The sequence below is a fragment of the Collinsella sp. AF05-9 genome, from assembly GCF_003465595.1.
Taxonomy (GTDB): Bacteria; Actinomycetota; Coriobacteriia; order Coriobacteriales; family Coriobacteriaceae; genus Collinsella.
The window spans coordinates 94,061-109,044 of record NZ_QSBB01000004.1; the positions used below are offsets into that span (position 1 = coordinate 94,061).

A 14,984-nucleotide genomic window follows, 5' to 3' on the forward strand; every position below is an offset into this window, starting at 1 on the left:
GCGCGAAACGAACGGGAAACGTGCGAACGAGAAGGGCGCGCTTGGCTCCGCTCTGGCTAGCGCCGGAACAGCTCGCGGGCTCGGTCGCGGAGGTCGGTAGCTCGGATGACGCCCTCGTAGCGATTGATGCGCAGACGCGGGAAGGCGTTAAAGAAGCGCAGGTCACGACGGCTGAGCGACACACTCGGCACCGGACGGCTCATGCGCTTGCCGGCAAGGCGACGACTGAGCGACGGACGCGGCATGCTCGGCGCGACATCGGCAACGCGGCGGGCAGCGAGCGCCAGGCCGCGAGCACCATCCGAGATAAACGTCGGCATCGAAGCCTTCTCGCGCAGGGCATCGAGCGCGGCGTCACCCAGCTCGGCCAGCCACGCGTTAACGGCACGGCTACGGATGTGCGTCTGTGCCACCGAGTCAATCGTAGAATCGGGAATACGTTCGAGCATTGAGTCCGAGGCATCGGCAAGCGACTCATTGATGCGGTCGGCAAGGTCGGCCCGGACGCGCTCCAGCTGATCAGACAGACGCCGCCAGCTCGCCAACGAGCACACCGCGTCGACCATCATCGCGACCGCGACGATAAAGGCGGACAGCCGCACAATCAGCACCGGCAGATGGCCAAGCAGCCCCAGCAATGCCGGCTCCACTAAACGGCAAATGCACAGTGCACCCAGGCCAAACGCGCAGGCCCAGTACAGGCAGATGCGTCCGTGCAGGTTAAACGGCAGATGCGAGTAATCCCAAAACCGGGCACCCGTCGTTTTTTCCAACAGCACGCCCACGCTATATTCGATCACGCTGCATACGAGCGCGGCAGCGACAAACTGGTTCGAGGCGTCTGGGATTCCACGCAGCAGCAACCAGCACGCAATGCCGCCCGCACCGTAGATGGGACAACACGGCCCTAGCAAAAAGCCGCTGTTGGCAAAGCGTCCGTGGTTGAGCATGGCGCAGACTGTCGACTCCCATACCCAGCCGCAAAAACCGTAGAAGGCAAACGAGAGTACCAGCGCCGAGAGCGGACAGGCGGCAAGCGTCGCGCCGTCAAATGCCATGTCGATCGCGGTTCCCACCGTCTACCCACTCCTCTTTTCGTTCGATTCGCTGCTCACGTCATCGTCCGCCCTGTCTTTGCGCGGCAGACGGCCGGCAATCGTCTCGCGCAGCGCGCACCATTTATCCGCCAGGCACACAATCCATGCCTCGCGACACGTCGGCGGCACCGGTACCAGCGGAAACATATGGCGCGCGATGATATTCCGCTCGCGCGGCGTCAGCTCAAAATCTTCCTCGGCACGCGCCAGAGCAAAAAATGGATGCCGGAATCCGTGCAGTCGATGGCTTGGGTCGGGGTCGTGCCAATCGTAGAGAAAGTAATCGTGTAACAAGGCTCCGCGCAGCAACGAGGCGCGGTCGACCGAAACACCGACGCGGCCCAGGCGCTCGGCAAAGGACAGACTTGCCCGCGCCACCGAGGTCACATGCGTATACACCGTCACATCGCCATGCTGGATAAACTCGCGCGTCAGGTCCAGACGGCCCGCCTGTGCCAGTTGACGGGCAGCATGGTCTACTTCGCACGCGATTTTCTCGGCACGAACGGTATCGGACATGCGGCCTCCTTCCGGCGGCGCTCGGCGGCAAGCCACAGCCTGCACGCAATGAATAAAATCATCATGGAACTTATCAGTATGGCATCGGACAAAACGTTTTGCCCCACCAGTTGGCGAATTACCGCGCCGCCGTCACATATCAAACGCCAAAATGTGCGAGACTGTCTTGTGCAATTGTGCCGGCCGAGGGAGTGCCGGCGCACGATTCGCATGGAGTAACCCACAACGATGCTGCTTACGCAAACGACAACGCCCGAGGACGTCAAGGCTCTCGATCGCGCCGAGCTTCCGCTGCTCTGCGGCGAGATCCGCCACGCCATCCTCGAAAGCTCCGCCGCCGTCGGCGGGCACGTTGCCCCCAACCTGGGCGTCGTTGAGCTTACGGTCGCGCTCCATCGCGTGTTTAACTCCCCCACCGACAAAATTGTCTTTGACGTGTCACACCAGACCTATGCCCACAAGGCGCTGACTGGGCGCGCGTACACTTATATCGACCCGGCACGCTACGGCGAGGCCTCTGGCTTTGCCAATCCCGACGAGTCCGAACACGACCTGTTCGCCATGGGCCACACCTCCACATCGGTGAGCCTGGGCTGCGGCTTGGCGCACGCTCGTGACCTGGCGGGCGATGCGTACAACGTCATCACCATCATTGGCGACGGTTCGCTTTCGGGCGGTCTGGCGTTTGAGGGCTTTAACAATGCCGCCGAGCTCGACAGCAACTTGATCATCGTCGTCAATGACAACGACCAGTCCATTGCCGAGAACCATGGCGGCCTGTATCGCAATCTGGCCGAGCTGCGCGCCAGCAACGGCACCTGTGAGCGCAACGTTTTCCGCGCGATGGGGCTCGACTACCGCTATCTGGACGCCGGTAACGATGTGTTGGCCCTAGTCGACGTGCTGCAGGAACTGCGCGATATCGATCATCCCATCGTGCTGCACGTCTCCACCGCGAAGGGCAAGGGCTTTGAGCCGGCCCAGAGCGACCCCGAGCGCTGGCATCATGTAGGTCCGTTTGACATGGCGACTGGGCGCAAGCTCTGCCCGGGCCATCCGAGCGAGCCTGCGCCGCGCACCTATGCCGACATTACGGGCGAGGCCCTGAGCGCTGCCATAGAGCGCGATCCGCAGGTTGTGGGCATCACGGCCGCAACGCCCTACATCATGGGCTTTACGCCCGAGCTTCGCGCCGCGGCAGGCAAGCAGTTTGTTGACGTGGGCATTGCCGAGGAGCATGCCGTGACCTTTGCCACCGCGCTCGCCAGCGCCGGTGCCAAGCCGGTCTTTGGCGTGTACGGCACGTTTTTGCAGCGCGCCTACGACGAACTGTGGCACGACCTGTGCCTCAACGATGCCCCGGCGACGATCCTTGTATTTGGCGCGTCGATCTTTGGCACCACATCCGAGACGCATCTTTCGTTCTTTGATATTTCCATGCTGGGCGGTCTTCCCAACATGCACTACCTGGCGCCGGCCTGCATGGAGGAATATCTGTCCATGCTAAGCTGGTCGCTCGACCACCGCGAGCATCCCGTGGCGATTCGTGTGCCTGGTATTGGCCTGGTAAGCCGTCCCGACTTGGCGCCTGCCGAGGACGCCGATTACGGTGTCGCGCGCTACAACGTGGTGCGCCAGGGCCGCGACGTGGCCGTGCTCGCGCTCGGCGATTTCTTTGAGCTGGGCGAGCGTGTGGCAAACCGCTTGGCAGCCGAATACGGTATCGAGGCCACGCTCGTCAACCCTCGCTTTGCAACCGAGCTTGACCGCGAGTTCCTCGACAGCCTTGCCGCCGAGCTTCGCGTTGTCGTCACCCTCGAGGACGGCATCTTGGACGGCGGTTGGGGCGAACGCGTCGCGTGCTACTTGGCCTGCACGCCCGTGCGCACGCGCACCTTCGGCATCGCCAAGGGCTTCCCCGACCGCTACGACCCCAACGAGCTGCTCGCTCAGAACGGCATGACGGTCGAGAACATGGCCGCCGAGGCCGTAAGGCTACTCAACGAGTAAAAAACCTCCGCAAGGGAAGCACCCATGCGGAGGTTTTTGTTTTCACAGCTCAATTATCTCAATCTGTAACATCTATGGCCCGAATTCCCGTCTAACTGTTACAGATCTAGAAAAGACGTCTTAGTCCCTGACCTTTGTCTCAATCTGTAACAGATAGAGACCTTCTGGCCGTCCAGATGTTACAGATTGAGACATTCGAATTCCCCTAAAGAGAAAATCTCGATCTGTAACAGGTAGAACCCATTTCCTCGTCTAACTGTTACAGATTGAGACAAAGCAGCGAGACAGGCCACCACATCTGCAAGAACCACCACAAAGGTGCCTGTCCCTTTTTGGTAGGAAGAATTACCCATAAGGTAAGTATGTTTCTGAGTTATTTCGTGTTGACCCATTTGAGCGCGATAGGGTATAACTCTACTCAACCGCTAGGGATTTTATTGAGAAAGGTGTTCTACCATGAGCAAAAACCTCTCCCAGCAGGTCGTTCTCGACCGCCGCGGCTTCGTTGCCGCCACCTTCGCAACCGTCGCCGGCCTTGGTCTTGCCGGCTGCTCCGACACCAGCGCCGAGGCCGACAAGGGTTCCGCCGCCGGCTCCTCCAAGAGCTCCGAAGATACCGAGGCTTCCACCATACTCGATGCCAAGGCATTCGACAAACTCGTCGACAACGGCCCCAAGGCCGATGACGACGCCATCGCCGCCAGCACCTGGGCCACGGCCGTCAAGGACGCCGGTGTCTTTAAGATCGGTGGCGTTCAGACCTCCACACTTTTCTCCCTCCTCAACGAGAAAGACGGTCAGACCCGCGGCTTCGACGCCGGTATCGCACAGCTCCTGTCCAACTACATTCTGGGCGAGAACAAGGTCGAGATCACCCAGGTGACCTCGGACACGCGCGAGTCCGTCCTGCAGAACGGCCAGGTCGACGCTGTCTTTGCCACCTACACCATCACTGACGATCGCAAGAAGCTCGTCTCCTTTGCCGGTCCCTACTACTACACCCAGCAGGCTATCCTGGTGCTCGCCGATAACGACGACATCAAGAGCGTCGACGACCTGGCCGACAAGAATGTCGCCGTCCAGTCCGGCTCCAACGGCCCCGCCATCCTGGAGGAGTTCGCCCCCAAGGCCAGCCAGCAGGAGTTCAAGACCGACGAGGAGGCCCGCCAGGCACTCCAGCAGGGCCGCGTTGACGCCTACGTCATCGATAACAACATGCAGCAGAGCGCCCTGGTCCGCGAGCCCGGTAAGTACAAGATTGCCGGTAAGCCCTTCGGCAGCAAGGAGCCCTACGGCATCGGCCTGCCGCTCGATTCCGACGGCGTCGCCTTTGTCAACGACTTCCTTAAGAAGATCGAGGACGATGGCACCTGGACCGAACTGTGGCAGATCTGCATTGGCGACCGTACGGGCGACACCAATGTTCCCGAGCTACCCGAGATCGGCGCCTAGGCAATACGCCTAGTAACGGCCGCTACGAAACCATATGGAAACGCATGATGCGCTTTATTGCGCTAAACTGTTTCCTCACTGAGTTGTCGGGGCTTCCGTACACACGGGAGCCCCCTTTCCTTATCGGCGGGAGGTCCGCATGAGTCTCTCCGAGCTCTGGTCGCTCTATGGCCAGAACTATATCGACGCGCTGCTAGCAACCTGGGGCATGACGCTTGAGTCGTTTGCCATCGCCATGGTGCTGGCCGTCGCCGTCACCGTGATGCGCGTGTCGCCGCTCAAGCCGCTGCGCGTCTTTGGCGACCTGTATGTCCAGGTCTTCCGTAACATCCCCGGCATCGCGCTGCTCATTATCGTCGTCTACGCGCTGCCGCCGCTCAAGGTCGTCCTGCCCTACCGCACCTGCGTCATCGTCGCCACAGTGCTCTTGGGTTCTGCCTTTGGCTCCGAGAACTTTATGAGCGGCATCAACACCGTCGGTGTCGGCCAGGTGGAAGCCGCCCGCTCGCTGGGCATGAGCTTCAGCCGTATCCTCGCCAAGATCGTGATTCCGCAGGCGCTGCGCTCGAGCGTGCTGCCCATGACCAACCTCTTTATCGCCGTCATGCTCACCACCGCGCTCGGCAGTCAGGTGCCGCTTAAACCGCAGGAGCTCACCGGCGTGGTGAGCTACATCAACACGCGCTCGCTCGGCGGCGTCGCCGCGTTCTTTATCTCGGCGCTCGGCTACCTGGGCACGGCCTTTGTGGTGAGCCACATTGGCAACTATATCGATAAGAAGGTAAGGATCCTCCGATGAGCAAGCACTCCACCTCCGCGCTCACCATGCGCGATGCGCTCTACGAGGCTCCCGGCCCCAAGATGCGCGCCAAGATTCGCGTCGGCACCGCCATCTCACTTGTTGCCGTGGCCGCGCTCATCGCTCTGGTACTGCAGCGCTTTTATGTGACCGGCCAGCTTTCGGTCCATTACTGGTACTTCTTTACGCACCTCACCACCTGGAAGTTCCTGCTTGCCGGTTTTGAGGGCACGGTTAAGGTCGCGCTCACCGCCGGCGCCATCGCGCTGGTACTGGGCTTAGCCCTCATGCTCGGCCGTACCAGCGACATCAAGCCGCTGCAGCTGGTCTGCCGCGTGCTCACCGATTTCTTCCGTGGCGTGCCGAGCCTGCTGTTCATCTACTTCTTCTTTTTGGTGCTGCCTCAGTACAAGATTTCACTGCCGTCGTTTTGGATGCTCACGCTTCCCGTCGCGCTCGCTGCAGCCGGCGTACTTGCCGAGATCTTCCGCGCCGGCGTCAACGCCGTGCCGCGTGGTCAGGTCGAGGCAGCCCAGGCGCTCGGTCTCTCCAAGGCCAAAATCACCTTTAAAATCGTGTTGCCGCAGGCTATCCGATTTATCATCCCGTCGTTGATTTCGCAGCTCGTGGTCGTAGTCAAAGACACCACCGTCGCCTACGTGGTGAGTTACCCCGACCTCATGCAAAATGCCCGCGTGCTCATTACCAACTACGACGCGCTCGTATCGGTCTATCTGGTGATCGCGGTCATCTACATCCTCATCAACGTCGCGATCAACAAGGCCGCTGTCTACGTCTCGCACAAGACCGGCGCGACCATCATCCGCTAACGCTTTACCATTTCGAGTCATAAGGAGCCGAGCACCATGGCACAGAGCACCTCTTCCACCGGCAATCAGCCGCTGATCGAGCTCAGGCACGTCGATAAGCACTACGGCGATCTGCACGTCCTCAACGACATCAATCTCTCGGTCGACCGCGGCGAGGTCGTCGTTGTGATTGGCCCCTCGGGCTCGGGCAAGTCGACCATGTGCCGCACCATCAATCGCCTGGAAACCATCGACTCGGGCGAGATCCTCATCGAGGGCGAGCCCTTGCCGCAGGAAGGCAAAGACCTTGCCCGCATGCGTGCCGAGCTGGGCATGGTGTTCCAACAGTTCAACCTGTTTGCACATATGACGGTACTGCAGAACGTCATGCTGGGGCCGGTCGACGTGCTGGGCGTGTCCAAGGAGGAAGCTCGTGAGCGCGCCATGGATCTGTTGAGCCGCGTGGGCGTTGCCGAACAGGCCGATAAGGTGCCCGCACAGCTCTCGGGCGGCCAGCAGCAGCGCGTGGCCATCGCCCGTTCGCTCGCCATGCAGCCCAAGGCCATGCTCTTTGACGAGCCCACAAGTGCCCTCGACCCCGAGATGATCAACGAGGTGCTCGAGGTCATGGTCCGTCTGGCCCAGCAGGGTATGACGATGATCGTGATTACGCACGAGATGAACTTTGCCCGCCGCGTGGCCGACCGCGTCGTGTTTATGGCCGACGGCCAGATTGTGGAAACCGGTACACCCGACGAGTTCTTTGACCGCCCCAAGACCCAACGCGCCCAGGAGTTCCTCAACTCCATCAAGGGCCACTAACCCAAATGCCACGCAGGGCACATTCATCAGGAGCGTCTGTCCCGCGCCGCATCTGTCCCGCCACGCCCCTGCGCCATGTCCACCCGGATTCGAAAGCCACGCCCATGATCGGAACCCGTACCTCATCGTCCTATACCCCGCACGTCGACGTCGACCCCGCCGACCGCCCGCTTATCCTGGTAGCACCGCGCTGGGAAGAAGCGAAGCCCTTTTTGAGCGAGACGCTCTCCCCCAACGAGGAAATCGCAAGTGTCTTTGTCGATGCCATCCTTGCCGCCGGCGGCCTGCCGCTGCAGATGTCCATCACCGAGGACATTGAGGTCATCCGTCATTACGTCGATATCGCCGACGGCATCGCCATTCCCGGCGGCCCCGATGTCAATCCCAAACGTTGGGGCGATGATCGACCCTACGACCCCACCCTCTGCTGCGAGATCCGCGATAGCTTTGAGTTTAAGCTGGTCGGCGAGGTACTCCGCGCCAAAAAGCCGCTCTTTACCACCTGCCGCGGCACGCAGTTGCTCAATGTCGCCACTGGCGGCACCCTGTGCATGGACGTGCCGAGCCTGGGCGCTCGCGAGGGCCGCACTCAGTGGCGCCATACCCACGTGCTCAACGACCCCGTGCATCCCGTCGAGGTCGTGCCGGGCTCGCTGCTGGAGCGCGCGCTTGGCGGGCACAGGCTGATCCAGACCAACTCCGCACACCACTGCTGCGTCGATCGTCTGGGTAAAAGCACGCGCTTGGTCGCCAAGGCAACCGACGGCGTGCCCGAGTGCATCGAGGTCGAGGGCCAGCCGTTCTGCCTGGGCGTGCAATGGCACCCCGAGTACACCTGGCAAACGCTCGAGACCGACTTTAACCTGTGGAAGTCGTTTGTCGAGGCAGCGGCCAAGGTAAAGCAGGCCCGTTAGTTCACGGACGGCACAACAGATGAGGGCGCCCCGCCGGCCACATGGTCCGACGGGGCGCCCTTTTGCCTGTACGTGGCCGGCACACACCAAGGCTCGCAAGCCCTTATTCAGCCGCCTCGCGCAGGGCCGACATTGTGGCCGCATATTGCTGCTGCAGCGCATGCATTCCCTCACGAGCGCCGTCAACAGTATCGGCACCGCGCAGCGCTTCGGTCACCACGACCGCCGGCTCGTACAGATTATCGAATCCCAGGTTCTGGCTCACGCCCTTGAGCGTGTGAGCTGCCATAAACGCTTCCTTGGCGTCTCCTGCCGCCATGGCGGCCTCCAGCTTGTCCATGCTCTCGTCATCCAAAAACTTGAGGGCAAAGCGGGCAAGCATCTCCTCGCCCATCAGCCGAGTGCAAGCGTCATCATAATTGGCGCCGATCTTCTCATACGCTTCACGCATGGAAATCATGGATTCAAACTCCTTTGGTCAAACTAAATCGTAGGAAGCGCAACGACCTCGGCAGGGCGCGCCAATGTTTCGGCAATACGGTCTTGCACCTCGAGCAGACAGTCGAGCAGCAGCGGGTTAAAGGTGCCGCACTTACCGTCCAGGATCATCTGGATCGCCTCCTCGTGCGGGATGGCATCCTTGTACACGCGCATGCTCGTCAGCGCATCGTATACGTCGGCCACCGAAACCACCTGTGCGGCGATGGGGATATCGTCGCCCTTAAGGCCATCGGGATAACCCTTGCCGTCCCAGCGCTCGTGGTGCCAACGCGCAATCTGGTACGCATATTCCATAAGCGCATTGCCGGCGTGATGGCGGCCCAGCTCATGGAGCATGTCGGCGCCGATCGTGGTATGCGTCTTCATAATCTCGAACTCCTCGGACGTGAGGCGCCCGGGCTTGTTGAGAATCGCATCGTCAATCGACATCTTGCCGATATCGTGCAGTGCCGAAGCCAGGGCAATCGTAGAGCGCTCCTCGTTGTCGAGGGAGATGCTGTCACTACGGTGGACCAGGCAGCCAAGCAGCAGCTCGGTCAGCTTCTCGATGTTCGTAACGTGCCTGCCGCTCTCGCCATTGCGGAGCTCCATGACGCCGGCCATGATGTCGATGAGCATGCGGCTGTTCTTGACGCGCTCGTTGTACTGTTGGGACAGCAGGCTCGTCAGACGACGCTGTTTGGCGTACAGGCGGATGGTGTTGCTTACACGGCGGCGCACGACACGGGAGTCAAACGGGCGGTTGACATAGTCCGAGGCACCCAGCTCATACGCGCGCAGCACCACATCGTCGGAATCTTCGCTCGAGATCATGATGACAGGCAGATTGTCGATACCCGTTCGGCGCGACAGATCGGCCAGTACCTCAAAGCCGTTCATGCCCGGCATGACAATGTCCAGCAGCACGAGCGACAACTCATCGCCATAGCGGTCGACCATGTCGAGTGCCGCGCGACCGTTATCGGCCTCGAGGATGCAATACTCGTCCTTGAGCATCTCGCTGAGAATAGCTCGGTTCATCTCGGAGTCATCGACAATAAGCACCGTAGGCTTTTCGCTTTGGAAGGCCTCGATGGAATCGGTATCGGTCATGACCGTACCGGCTTTTGCCTTAGCGCGGCTCAATAATTGGACAGCGCGGCCAACGCCCTCATCGACCGTCTCGCCATGAATGCGAACGCCACCAACGCATGCCGTCAAGCTAACGCGCTCATGCCCCGGAATAACCGTGGAATGAACGGCATCGGATACGTGACGCAGACGACGGGCGAAGTCATCGGAGGGGATATTGGGCATGACGGCCACAAACTTATCGCAACCATAGCGGACAAGCTCGTCAGTCGAACGAATACCGCTGCGTATGGCCGTCGCCACAGCACCGAGCGCAAGGTCGCCGGCATGACGGCCACACGTATCGTTGAAGACCCTAAAATCATCAAGGTCGATCATCGCAACGCCGGCATTCATACGGGCGCCGCGAAGCTTTTCCTCGTAATACCGGCGATTGTGCACACTCGTCAGCACATCGGTGTAGACAAGGTCCTCTTCTGCAGCCTCTTGCTCATCGATCGGACGCACCATCAGCAGGACATGAGGCTCGCCCTCGACCTTCAGGGGGCGCAGGCGAGCGCGGTACTCAACGCCATCGTTGAGCAGCCGTTCCGACACCTCATCGGAACCCGCCGCCAAGGCTTCAAGACTTGACTGGCGCAGACAGGGACACCGTTCGCCGGCGAGCAGGCAGTTAGGATCGCCCTTAATCTGATCGAAAGACAGCAAACGCACCACGGGGTAGGTCTTCGCGACACGGGCGACCTCGGCGGCAGCCTCCTCGTCGGTTAGATTGGCCTCGTGATTATTGAGCATAGGGGGCCCTTTCAGTAGTTTTGCTTGGTAGCAGTGGGTGCCAAATGTTACAAGGGTAGCACCTTGTCGATGCAGGTACGCACGTGAATACCGTTTCTTTTTCATGAGTTGGCAGACGGTAGGGCTGAAGCCGCAGCCGTAAGGTTCTGGGCGCATCTGTTAACACGGTCGAAATGTTTACGGGAAAAGCCCGTTTTGATTATTGCAGCTGCTAGAACCCTAGGACGCCACGGACGGCCTGGGCAGCCGCTACCGGTCGATCGCGCAGCCCGTTGTGCGCGCCGGGGACCGTTACGAGCGGACAGCCCAAAAGCTCAGCCGACGCTCTCGTGCCCGCTTCGCGGGGCGTGCCAATCGAGAGCTCGCCCAAAAACACGGCGGCCACCGTTTTCGATGCGCGGACGCGATCCCAATCGGGAACGCAGGTCATAATGATCCCGTATTCGTTTGCCATAAAGCTGCGGCCGTTGCGCAGGGCATGCTTGGCTTCCGCCTCGGTTGTCTTGGGAGCTTGAGGATCCGAATCACCGATGGCACTCAGGAAGGCTCTTAATGCCCTCGAGACCTTTCCCGCAGCAATCATCTCGAGCAAAACCGGGGCCGTGCCCAGGCCAGCGCCCTCGTTTGTCACGGCGGGTTCGTGCAGCATCGCGCGCGAGACAATGGCCGGGTTTGTACGGAGAAGCTCCAGGGTCACCAGCGTACCGGCACTGTGCGCGAGCACGTTTGCCGGAGCGCCGACATGCTCGATAACGGCCTGCAGGTCGGCGGCCTGGACGGCAAGGTCGTAGCGCCCGTCCGCAACGTCGCCGCTCTCGCCGCAACCGCGGCGGTCGTAGGCAATTACGCGATAGCCGCAGGCGAGCTCGCGGGCGATCCCGTCAAAAAATGTGCCGTCGACGCAAGCGCCGTGCACGCACACCAAGGCAGGCGCATCCGACGGCACGCCCGGCTCGGCAAACTCGCGACAGGCAATCGTGGTGCCCGCATTCTCGACCGTAAAATCCATGTTGTGCCCCATCGTCTTGCACCTTGTTAACGCATTAACTGTACCCAACCGGAAACCTCTCATGGCGTGGACATTGAGGACAGCGTGAAAAAACGAAACCTGAAAAGCACAAGCCCGAATCAGGCTTTGGCACCGATGCTATGCTTAGGCACAACTGTCCCAAGGAGCATATGCCTATGTCTACGTTTTTAAATGCCAGCCCCATCTTTGGACCGGTGCGCAGTCGCCGCCTGGGCCTTTCGCTCGGTGTCAACATGATGCCGGCGTCGGGCAAGATCTGCACGTTCGACTGCATCTACTGCGAGAACGGCCTTAACGCCGAGCGTCCCTGCCATGAGCCGTATAACACGGCCGCCGTGGTGCTCGACGCACTCGAGGCCAAGCTGCGCGAGATGGCAGCCGAGGGCGAGCTCCCCGATGTGATCACGTTTGCCGGCAACGGCGAGCCCACCGCCGCGCCGGAGTTTCCGCAGGCCATCGCCGGTGCCGTCGCGCTGCGCGACCAGCTGGCCCCGAACACCAAGATCGCCGTGCTCTCCAATGGCACGCGCGCTGACCAGCCCGCTGTGCACGATGCGCTCATGATGGTCGACGACAACATCCTCAAGCTCGATACGGTCGACCCGGCTTTTATCCAGCTGCTCGACCAGCCCGTTGGCCCCTACGACGTCGAGCACCAGATCGAGACGTTCGCGAGCTTTAACGGCCACGTTATTATCCAGACGATCTTTTTGAACGGCGAGTACCAGGGCAAGTCCCTCGATAACACTGGTGAAGCGTACGTCGGCCCCTGGCTCGCGGCACTCGAGCGCATTCGCCCGCAGGAGGCGACCATCTACACGGTGGCGCGCGAGACACCGGTCGCCGGCCTTGCCAAAGCAGCGCCCGTGGTGCTCGACACAATCGCCGCACGCGTGCGCGCGCTCGGCATCCCCTGCCAGGTGAGCTACTAGCAGAACCGCACAGACTACCCGGTACTTGGCTGATGGGGTGGGCTATACTAGCTGCGAATGAAAGGAAGTTAGCCATGTTTGACAATGGACCCGTGCCCGGCCGCAACGACGCTTGCTGGTGCGGCAGCGGCAAAAAATATAAGAAATGCCACAGCGCCTTCGACGAGCGCCTCGAGCGCCTGTGGGAAGAGGGCTGGGAGGTTCTGCCCCGCACACTCTACAAGACGCCCGCCGATATCGAGGGCATCAAGCGTTCGGCCGCCATCAACGTAGGCGTGCTCGACTACGTGGGCGAGCACATCGCCGCGGGCATGACCACCAACCAGATCGACCAGATGATCTACGACTACACCGTCGAGCACGGTGGCACGCCGGCCGACCTCAACTACGAGGGCTATCCCAAGAGCGTGTGCACCTCGATCAACGACGTGGTCTGCCACGGTATCCCCTGCGATACGGACGTGCTGCACGAGGGCGACATCATCAACGTGGACTGCTCCACGATCTTGGACGGCTACTTTAGCGACTCGAGCCGTATGTTCTGCATCGGCGAAGTCTCGGCCGAGCGCCAGCGCCTGGTCGACGTCACCCGCGCCAGCGTGGAGGCGGGTCTGGCGGCCGTCAAGCCGTGGCTGCCGCTATCCGTGATGGCCGAGGCCGTGCAAAAGACGGTCGAGGACGCCGGCTTTAGCGTGGTGCGCGAGTACGGCGGACACGGCATCGGTAAGGAGTTCCACGAGGACCCGTTTGTGGGCTTTACCACCGAGGCGCCCGATGTAGACACCATCATGGCTCCGGGCATGGTCTTTACCATCGAGCCCATGGTCAACGCCGGAGCGCCCGACATCAAGATTAGCAAGGGCGACGGTTGGTGCGTGCGCACCAAGGACGGCAGCGATTCGGCCCAGTGCGAGGTACAGCTCGTGGTGACCGAGGACGGCTACGAGCTGCTGAGCTGGTAGCCGTGGATGCGCCGGATGCTGACGGGCACGCTCGTCTAGCATCCGGCGTTTTTGTTTGAACGTTTTGCCTGATAAAACCCGCCAAAATAAACCTGTCCCTTTTTGGCGGGTCAAGCGGAAAGGACTGCTTGTGAACATCTTGGTTTTGCTGCCCGTCAACGACCACCATCGCGCAATTCTTGAGTCGAGCGCTCCGGGCGAGGACTTTATCTACACGAGCGCCGACGCTATCACGCGCGAACAAGTCGCCAACGCTGACGTGATCTTGGGCAACATAGACCCTGCCCTACTTACCGCATGCGAGCACCTCCAGCTGCTGCAACTACAGACCGCGGGCTATGACGATTACTTGGCCGCCGGCACCGTGCCAGCCGACGCCAAACTGTCTTGCTCGGTGGGCGCCTACGGCCAGGCCGTGAGCGAGCACATGTTTGCCATGGTCCTTTCGATGATGAAGCGCCTGCCCGGCTATCACGACTTGCAGCGCGAGCATCGCTGGAAGGATTTGGGGCCGGTCACCTCGCTCAAAAACGCCAACGTGCTGGTGCTGGGCGCTGGCGATATCGGCGGCCACTTTGCCACGCTCTGCCGCAGCATGGGTGCACACGTCCGCGGCATCAAGCGCCATCCACTCGTCTACCCCATTGTGTTTGAGGACATGGACGGCATGGACGCCCTGCCCGAGCGCCTGGCCGAGGCTGACATCGTCGCATCCTTTATGCCCAGCACACCCGAGACCCGCGGTCTGGCGAACGCCGAGTTCTTCGCCGCGATGAAGCCGGGCGCCTTCTTTGCCAACGGCGGCCGCGGCGATCTTGTGGTTGCCGACGACCTGGTTGCCGCCCTGGAGTCGGGACATCTCGCCGGCGCCGCGGTCGACGTCACCGACCCCGAGCCGCTGCCTGAGACAAGCCCGTTGTGGGATGCGCCCAACATGCTCATCACGCCGCACATCTCCGGCTGGTTCCACTTGGCCGCCACGCTCAACAACGTGGTCGACATCGCCGCGGAGAATCTGCGTCACCTGCAGGCCGGCGAGACCCTGCGCTGCTGGATCGAGCACTAAGAATTACGCCGTTTTACAAACGGCGTAATGAGCCGACGCTGCGAGCCCGTCTGGACGGCAATCTGCCTTTCAACTTCGGCGGCATGACCAGAAGGTCAATGCCTTTTCATTTCACGGCACCTTGGCTCAAACGGCGGGCTCTCGCTGGCGTGCGCTCTACCTGCGGCGTTTCGCTGGCGTCGGCTTCATCTGCAAGCCTTAGCAG

General features: G+C 61.2%; 14 protein-coding genes. 9 read left to right on the forward strand and 5 right to left on the reverse strand.

All coding sequences use genetic code 11. The annotated features are described in order from the left end of the window. Positions 1 to 56: 56 nt before the first annotated feature. Positions 57 to 1,076 (reverse strand): putative ABC transporter permease, encoded by a 1,020-nt coding sequence (locus tag DWV43_RS02470; RefSeq protein ID WP_233539181.1) that lies wholly within the window; start codon positions 1,074 to 1,076, stop codon positions 57 to 59. A gap of 3 nt (positions 1,077 to 1,079) precedes the next feature. Further along, positions 1,080 to 1,616 (reverse strand): HD domain-containing protein, encoded by a 537-nt coding sequence (locus DWV43_RS02475; protein WP_117816935.1) that lies wholly within the window; start codon positions 1,614 to 1,616, stop codon positions 1,080 to 1,082. A 228-nt stretch (positions 1,617 to 1,844) separates the two neighbouring features. Here DWV43_RS02475 and DWV43_RS02480 point away from each other — a divergent pair, with 228 nt between their 5' ends. The 6 genes from DWV43_RS02480 to DWV43_RS02505 all read left to right on the forward strand — a co-directional run bounded on the left by DWV43_RS02480 (position 1,845) and on the right by DWV43_RS02505 (position 8,422). Beyond that, positions 1,845 to 3,626 (forward strand): 1-deoxy-D-xylulose-5-phosphate synthase, encoded by a 1,782-nt coding sequence (locus DWV43_RS02480; protein ID WP_117816936.1) that lies wholly within the window; start codon positions 1,845 to 1,847, stop codon positions 3,624 to 3,626. Positions 3,627 to 4,082: 456 nt separating this feature from the next. Beyond that, the gene (locus tag DWV43_RS02485) at positions 4,083 to 5,078 is read left to right on the forward strand and encodes a glutamate ABC transporter substrate-binding protein (protein WP_117816937.1); all 996 of its coding nucleotides are present in this window, start codon (positions 4,083 to 4,085) and stop codon (positions 5,076 to 5,078) included. Between the two features lie 139 nt (positions 5,079 to 5,217). Then, a complete protein-coding gene (locus DWV43_RS02490) occupies positions 5,218 to 5,877 on the forward strand; it encodes an amino acid ABC transporter permease (RefSeq protein ID WP_022094657.1) in 660 nt (219 codons plus the stop codon). Next, entirely contained in the window at positions 5,874 to 6,707 is an 834-nt protein-coding gene (locus tag DWV43_RS02495) for an amino acid ABC transporter permease (RefSeq protein WP_117629933.1), read from the forward strand. Before DWV43_RS02490 ends, DWV43_RS02495 begins: the two co-directional genes overlap by 4 nt. A 36-nt stretch (positions 6,708 to 6,743) precedes the next feature. Beyond that, the gene (locus DWV43_RS02500) at positions 6,744 to 7,508 is read left to right on the forward strand and encodes an amino acid ABC transporter ATP-binding protein (RefSeq protein WP_117806994.1); all 765 of its coding nucleotides are present in this window, start codon (positions 6,744 to 6,746) and stop codon (positions 7,506 to 7,508) included. A gap of 104 nt (positions 7,509 to 7,612) precedes the next feature. Next, positions 7,613 to 8,422, forward strand: a complete 810-nt coding sequence (locus DWV43_RS02505) for a gamma-glutamyl-gamma-aminobutyrate hydrolase family protein (RefSeq protein ID WP_117816938.1) — start codon at positions 7,613 to 7,615, stop codon at positions 8,420 to 8,422. 103 nt (positions 8,423 to 8,525) lie between these two features. On the opposite strand, the gene DWV43_RS02510 is transcribed toward DWV43_RS02505, so the two are convergent. The 3 genes from DWV43_RS02510 to DWV43_RS02520 form a co-directional block, all read right to left on the reverse strand. Beyond that, positions 8,526 to 8,882, reverse strand: coding sequence for an Hpt domain-containing protein (locus DWV43_RS02510; protein ID WP_199569316.1), 357 nt, complete (start codon positions 8,880 to 8,882; stop codon positions 8,526 to 8,528). 23 nt (positions 8,883 to 8,905) lie between these two features. After that, positions 8,906 to 10,789 carry an HD domain-containing phosphohydrolase gene (locus tag DWV43_RS02515; protein WP_117816939.1) on the reverse strand — a complete coding sequence of 628 codons (1,884 nt, stop codon included), beginning with the start codon at positions 10,787 to 10,789 and terminating at the stop codon, positions 8,906 to 8,908. A gap of 211 nt (positions 10,790 to 11,000) precedes the next feature. Continuing rightward, positions 11,001 to 11,798, reverse strand: a complete 798-nt coding sequence (locus DWV43_RS02520; RefSeq protein ID WP_158569819.1) for an alpha/beta fold hydrolase — start codon at positions 11,796 to 11,798, stop codon at positions 11,001 to 11,003. A gap of 176 nt (positions 11,799 to 11,974) precedes the next feature. On the opposite strand from DWV43_RS02520, the gene DWV43_RS02525 reads away from it, so the two are divergent. The 3 genes from DWV43_RS02525 to DWV43_RS02535 all read left to right on the forward strand — a co-directional run bounded on the left by DWV43_RS02525 (position 11,975) and on the right by DWV43_RS02535 (position 14,779). Then, the gene (locus tag DWV43_RS02525) at positions 11,975 to 12,751 is read left to right on the forward strand and encodes a radical SAM protein (protein WP_117816941.1); all 777 of its coding nucleotides are present in this window, start codon (positions 11,975 to 11,977) and stop codon (positions 12,749 to 12,751) included. A gap of 74 nt (positions 12,752 to 12,825) precedes the next feature. Further along, positions 12,826 to 13,713: a type I methionyl aminopeptidase gene (gene map, locus DWV43_RS02530; RefSeq protein ID WP_117816942.1), complete on the forward strand. Its 888-nt coding sequence runs from the start codon at positions 12,826 to 12,828 to the stop codon at positions 13,711 to 13,713. A 130-nt stretch (positions 13,714 to 13,843) separates the two neighbouring features. Continuing rightward, positions 13,844 to 14,779 carry a D-2-hydroxyacid dehydrogenase gene (locus DWV43_RS02535; protein ID WP_117816943.1) on the forward strand — a complete coding sequence of 312 codons (936 nt, stop codon included), beginning with the start codon at positions 13,844 to 13,846 and terminating at the stop codon, positions 14,777 to 14,779. Positions 14,780 to 14,984 lie beyond the last annotated feature (205 nt).

Coding starts and splice junctions, on each gene's coding strand:
- DWV43_RS02475 (WP_117816935.1), bottom strand. CDS start 1,616: ATGTCCGATACCGTTCGTGCCGAGAAAATCGCGTGCGAAGTAGACCAT.
- DWV43_RS02480 (WP_117816936.1), top strand. CDS start 1,845: ATGCTGCTTACGCAAACGACAACGCCCGAGGACGTCAAGGCTCTCGAT.
- DWV43_RS02485 (WP_117816937.1), top strand. CDS start 4,083: ATGAGCAAAAACCTCTCCCAGCAGGTCGTTCTCGACCGCCGCGGCTTC.
- DWV43_RS02490 (WP_022094657.1), top strand. CDS start 5,218: ATGAGTCTCTCCGAGCTCTGGTCGCTCTATGGCCAGAACTATATCGAC.
- DWV43_RS02495 (WP_117629933.1), top strand. CDS start 5,874: ATGAGCAAGCACTCCACCTCCGCGCTCACCATGCGCGATGCGCTCTAC.
- DWV43_RS02500 (WP_117806994.1), top strand. CDS start 6,744: ATGGCACAGAGCACCTCTTCCACCGGCAATCAGCCGCTGATCGAGCTC.
- DWV43_RS02505 (WP_117816938.1), top strand. CDS start 7,613: ATGATCGGAACCCGTACCTCATCGTCCTATACCCCGCACGTCGACGTC.
- DWV43_RS02510 (WP_199569316.1), bottom strand. CDS start 8,882: ATGATTTCCATGCGTGAAGCGTATGAGAAGATCGGCGCCAATTATGAT.
- DWV43_RS02515 (WP_117816939.1), bottom strand. CDS start 10,789: ATGCTCAATAATCACGAGGCCAATCTAACCGACGAGGAGGCTGCCGCC.
- DWV43_RS02520 (WP_158569819.1), bottom strand. CDS start 11,798: ATGGATTTTACGGTCGAGAATGCGGGCACCACGATTGCCTGTCGCGAG.
- DWV43_RS02525 (WP_117816941.1), top strand. CDS start 11,975: ATGTCTACGTTTTTAAATGCCAGCCCCATCTTTGGACCGGTGCGCAGT.
- map (WP_117816942.1), top strand. CDS start 12,826: ATGTTTGACAATGGACCCGTGCCCGGCCGCAACGACGCTTGCTGGTGC.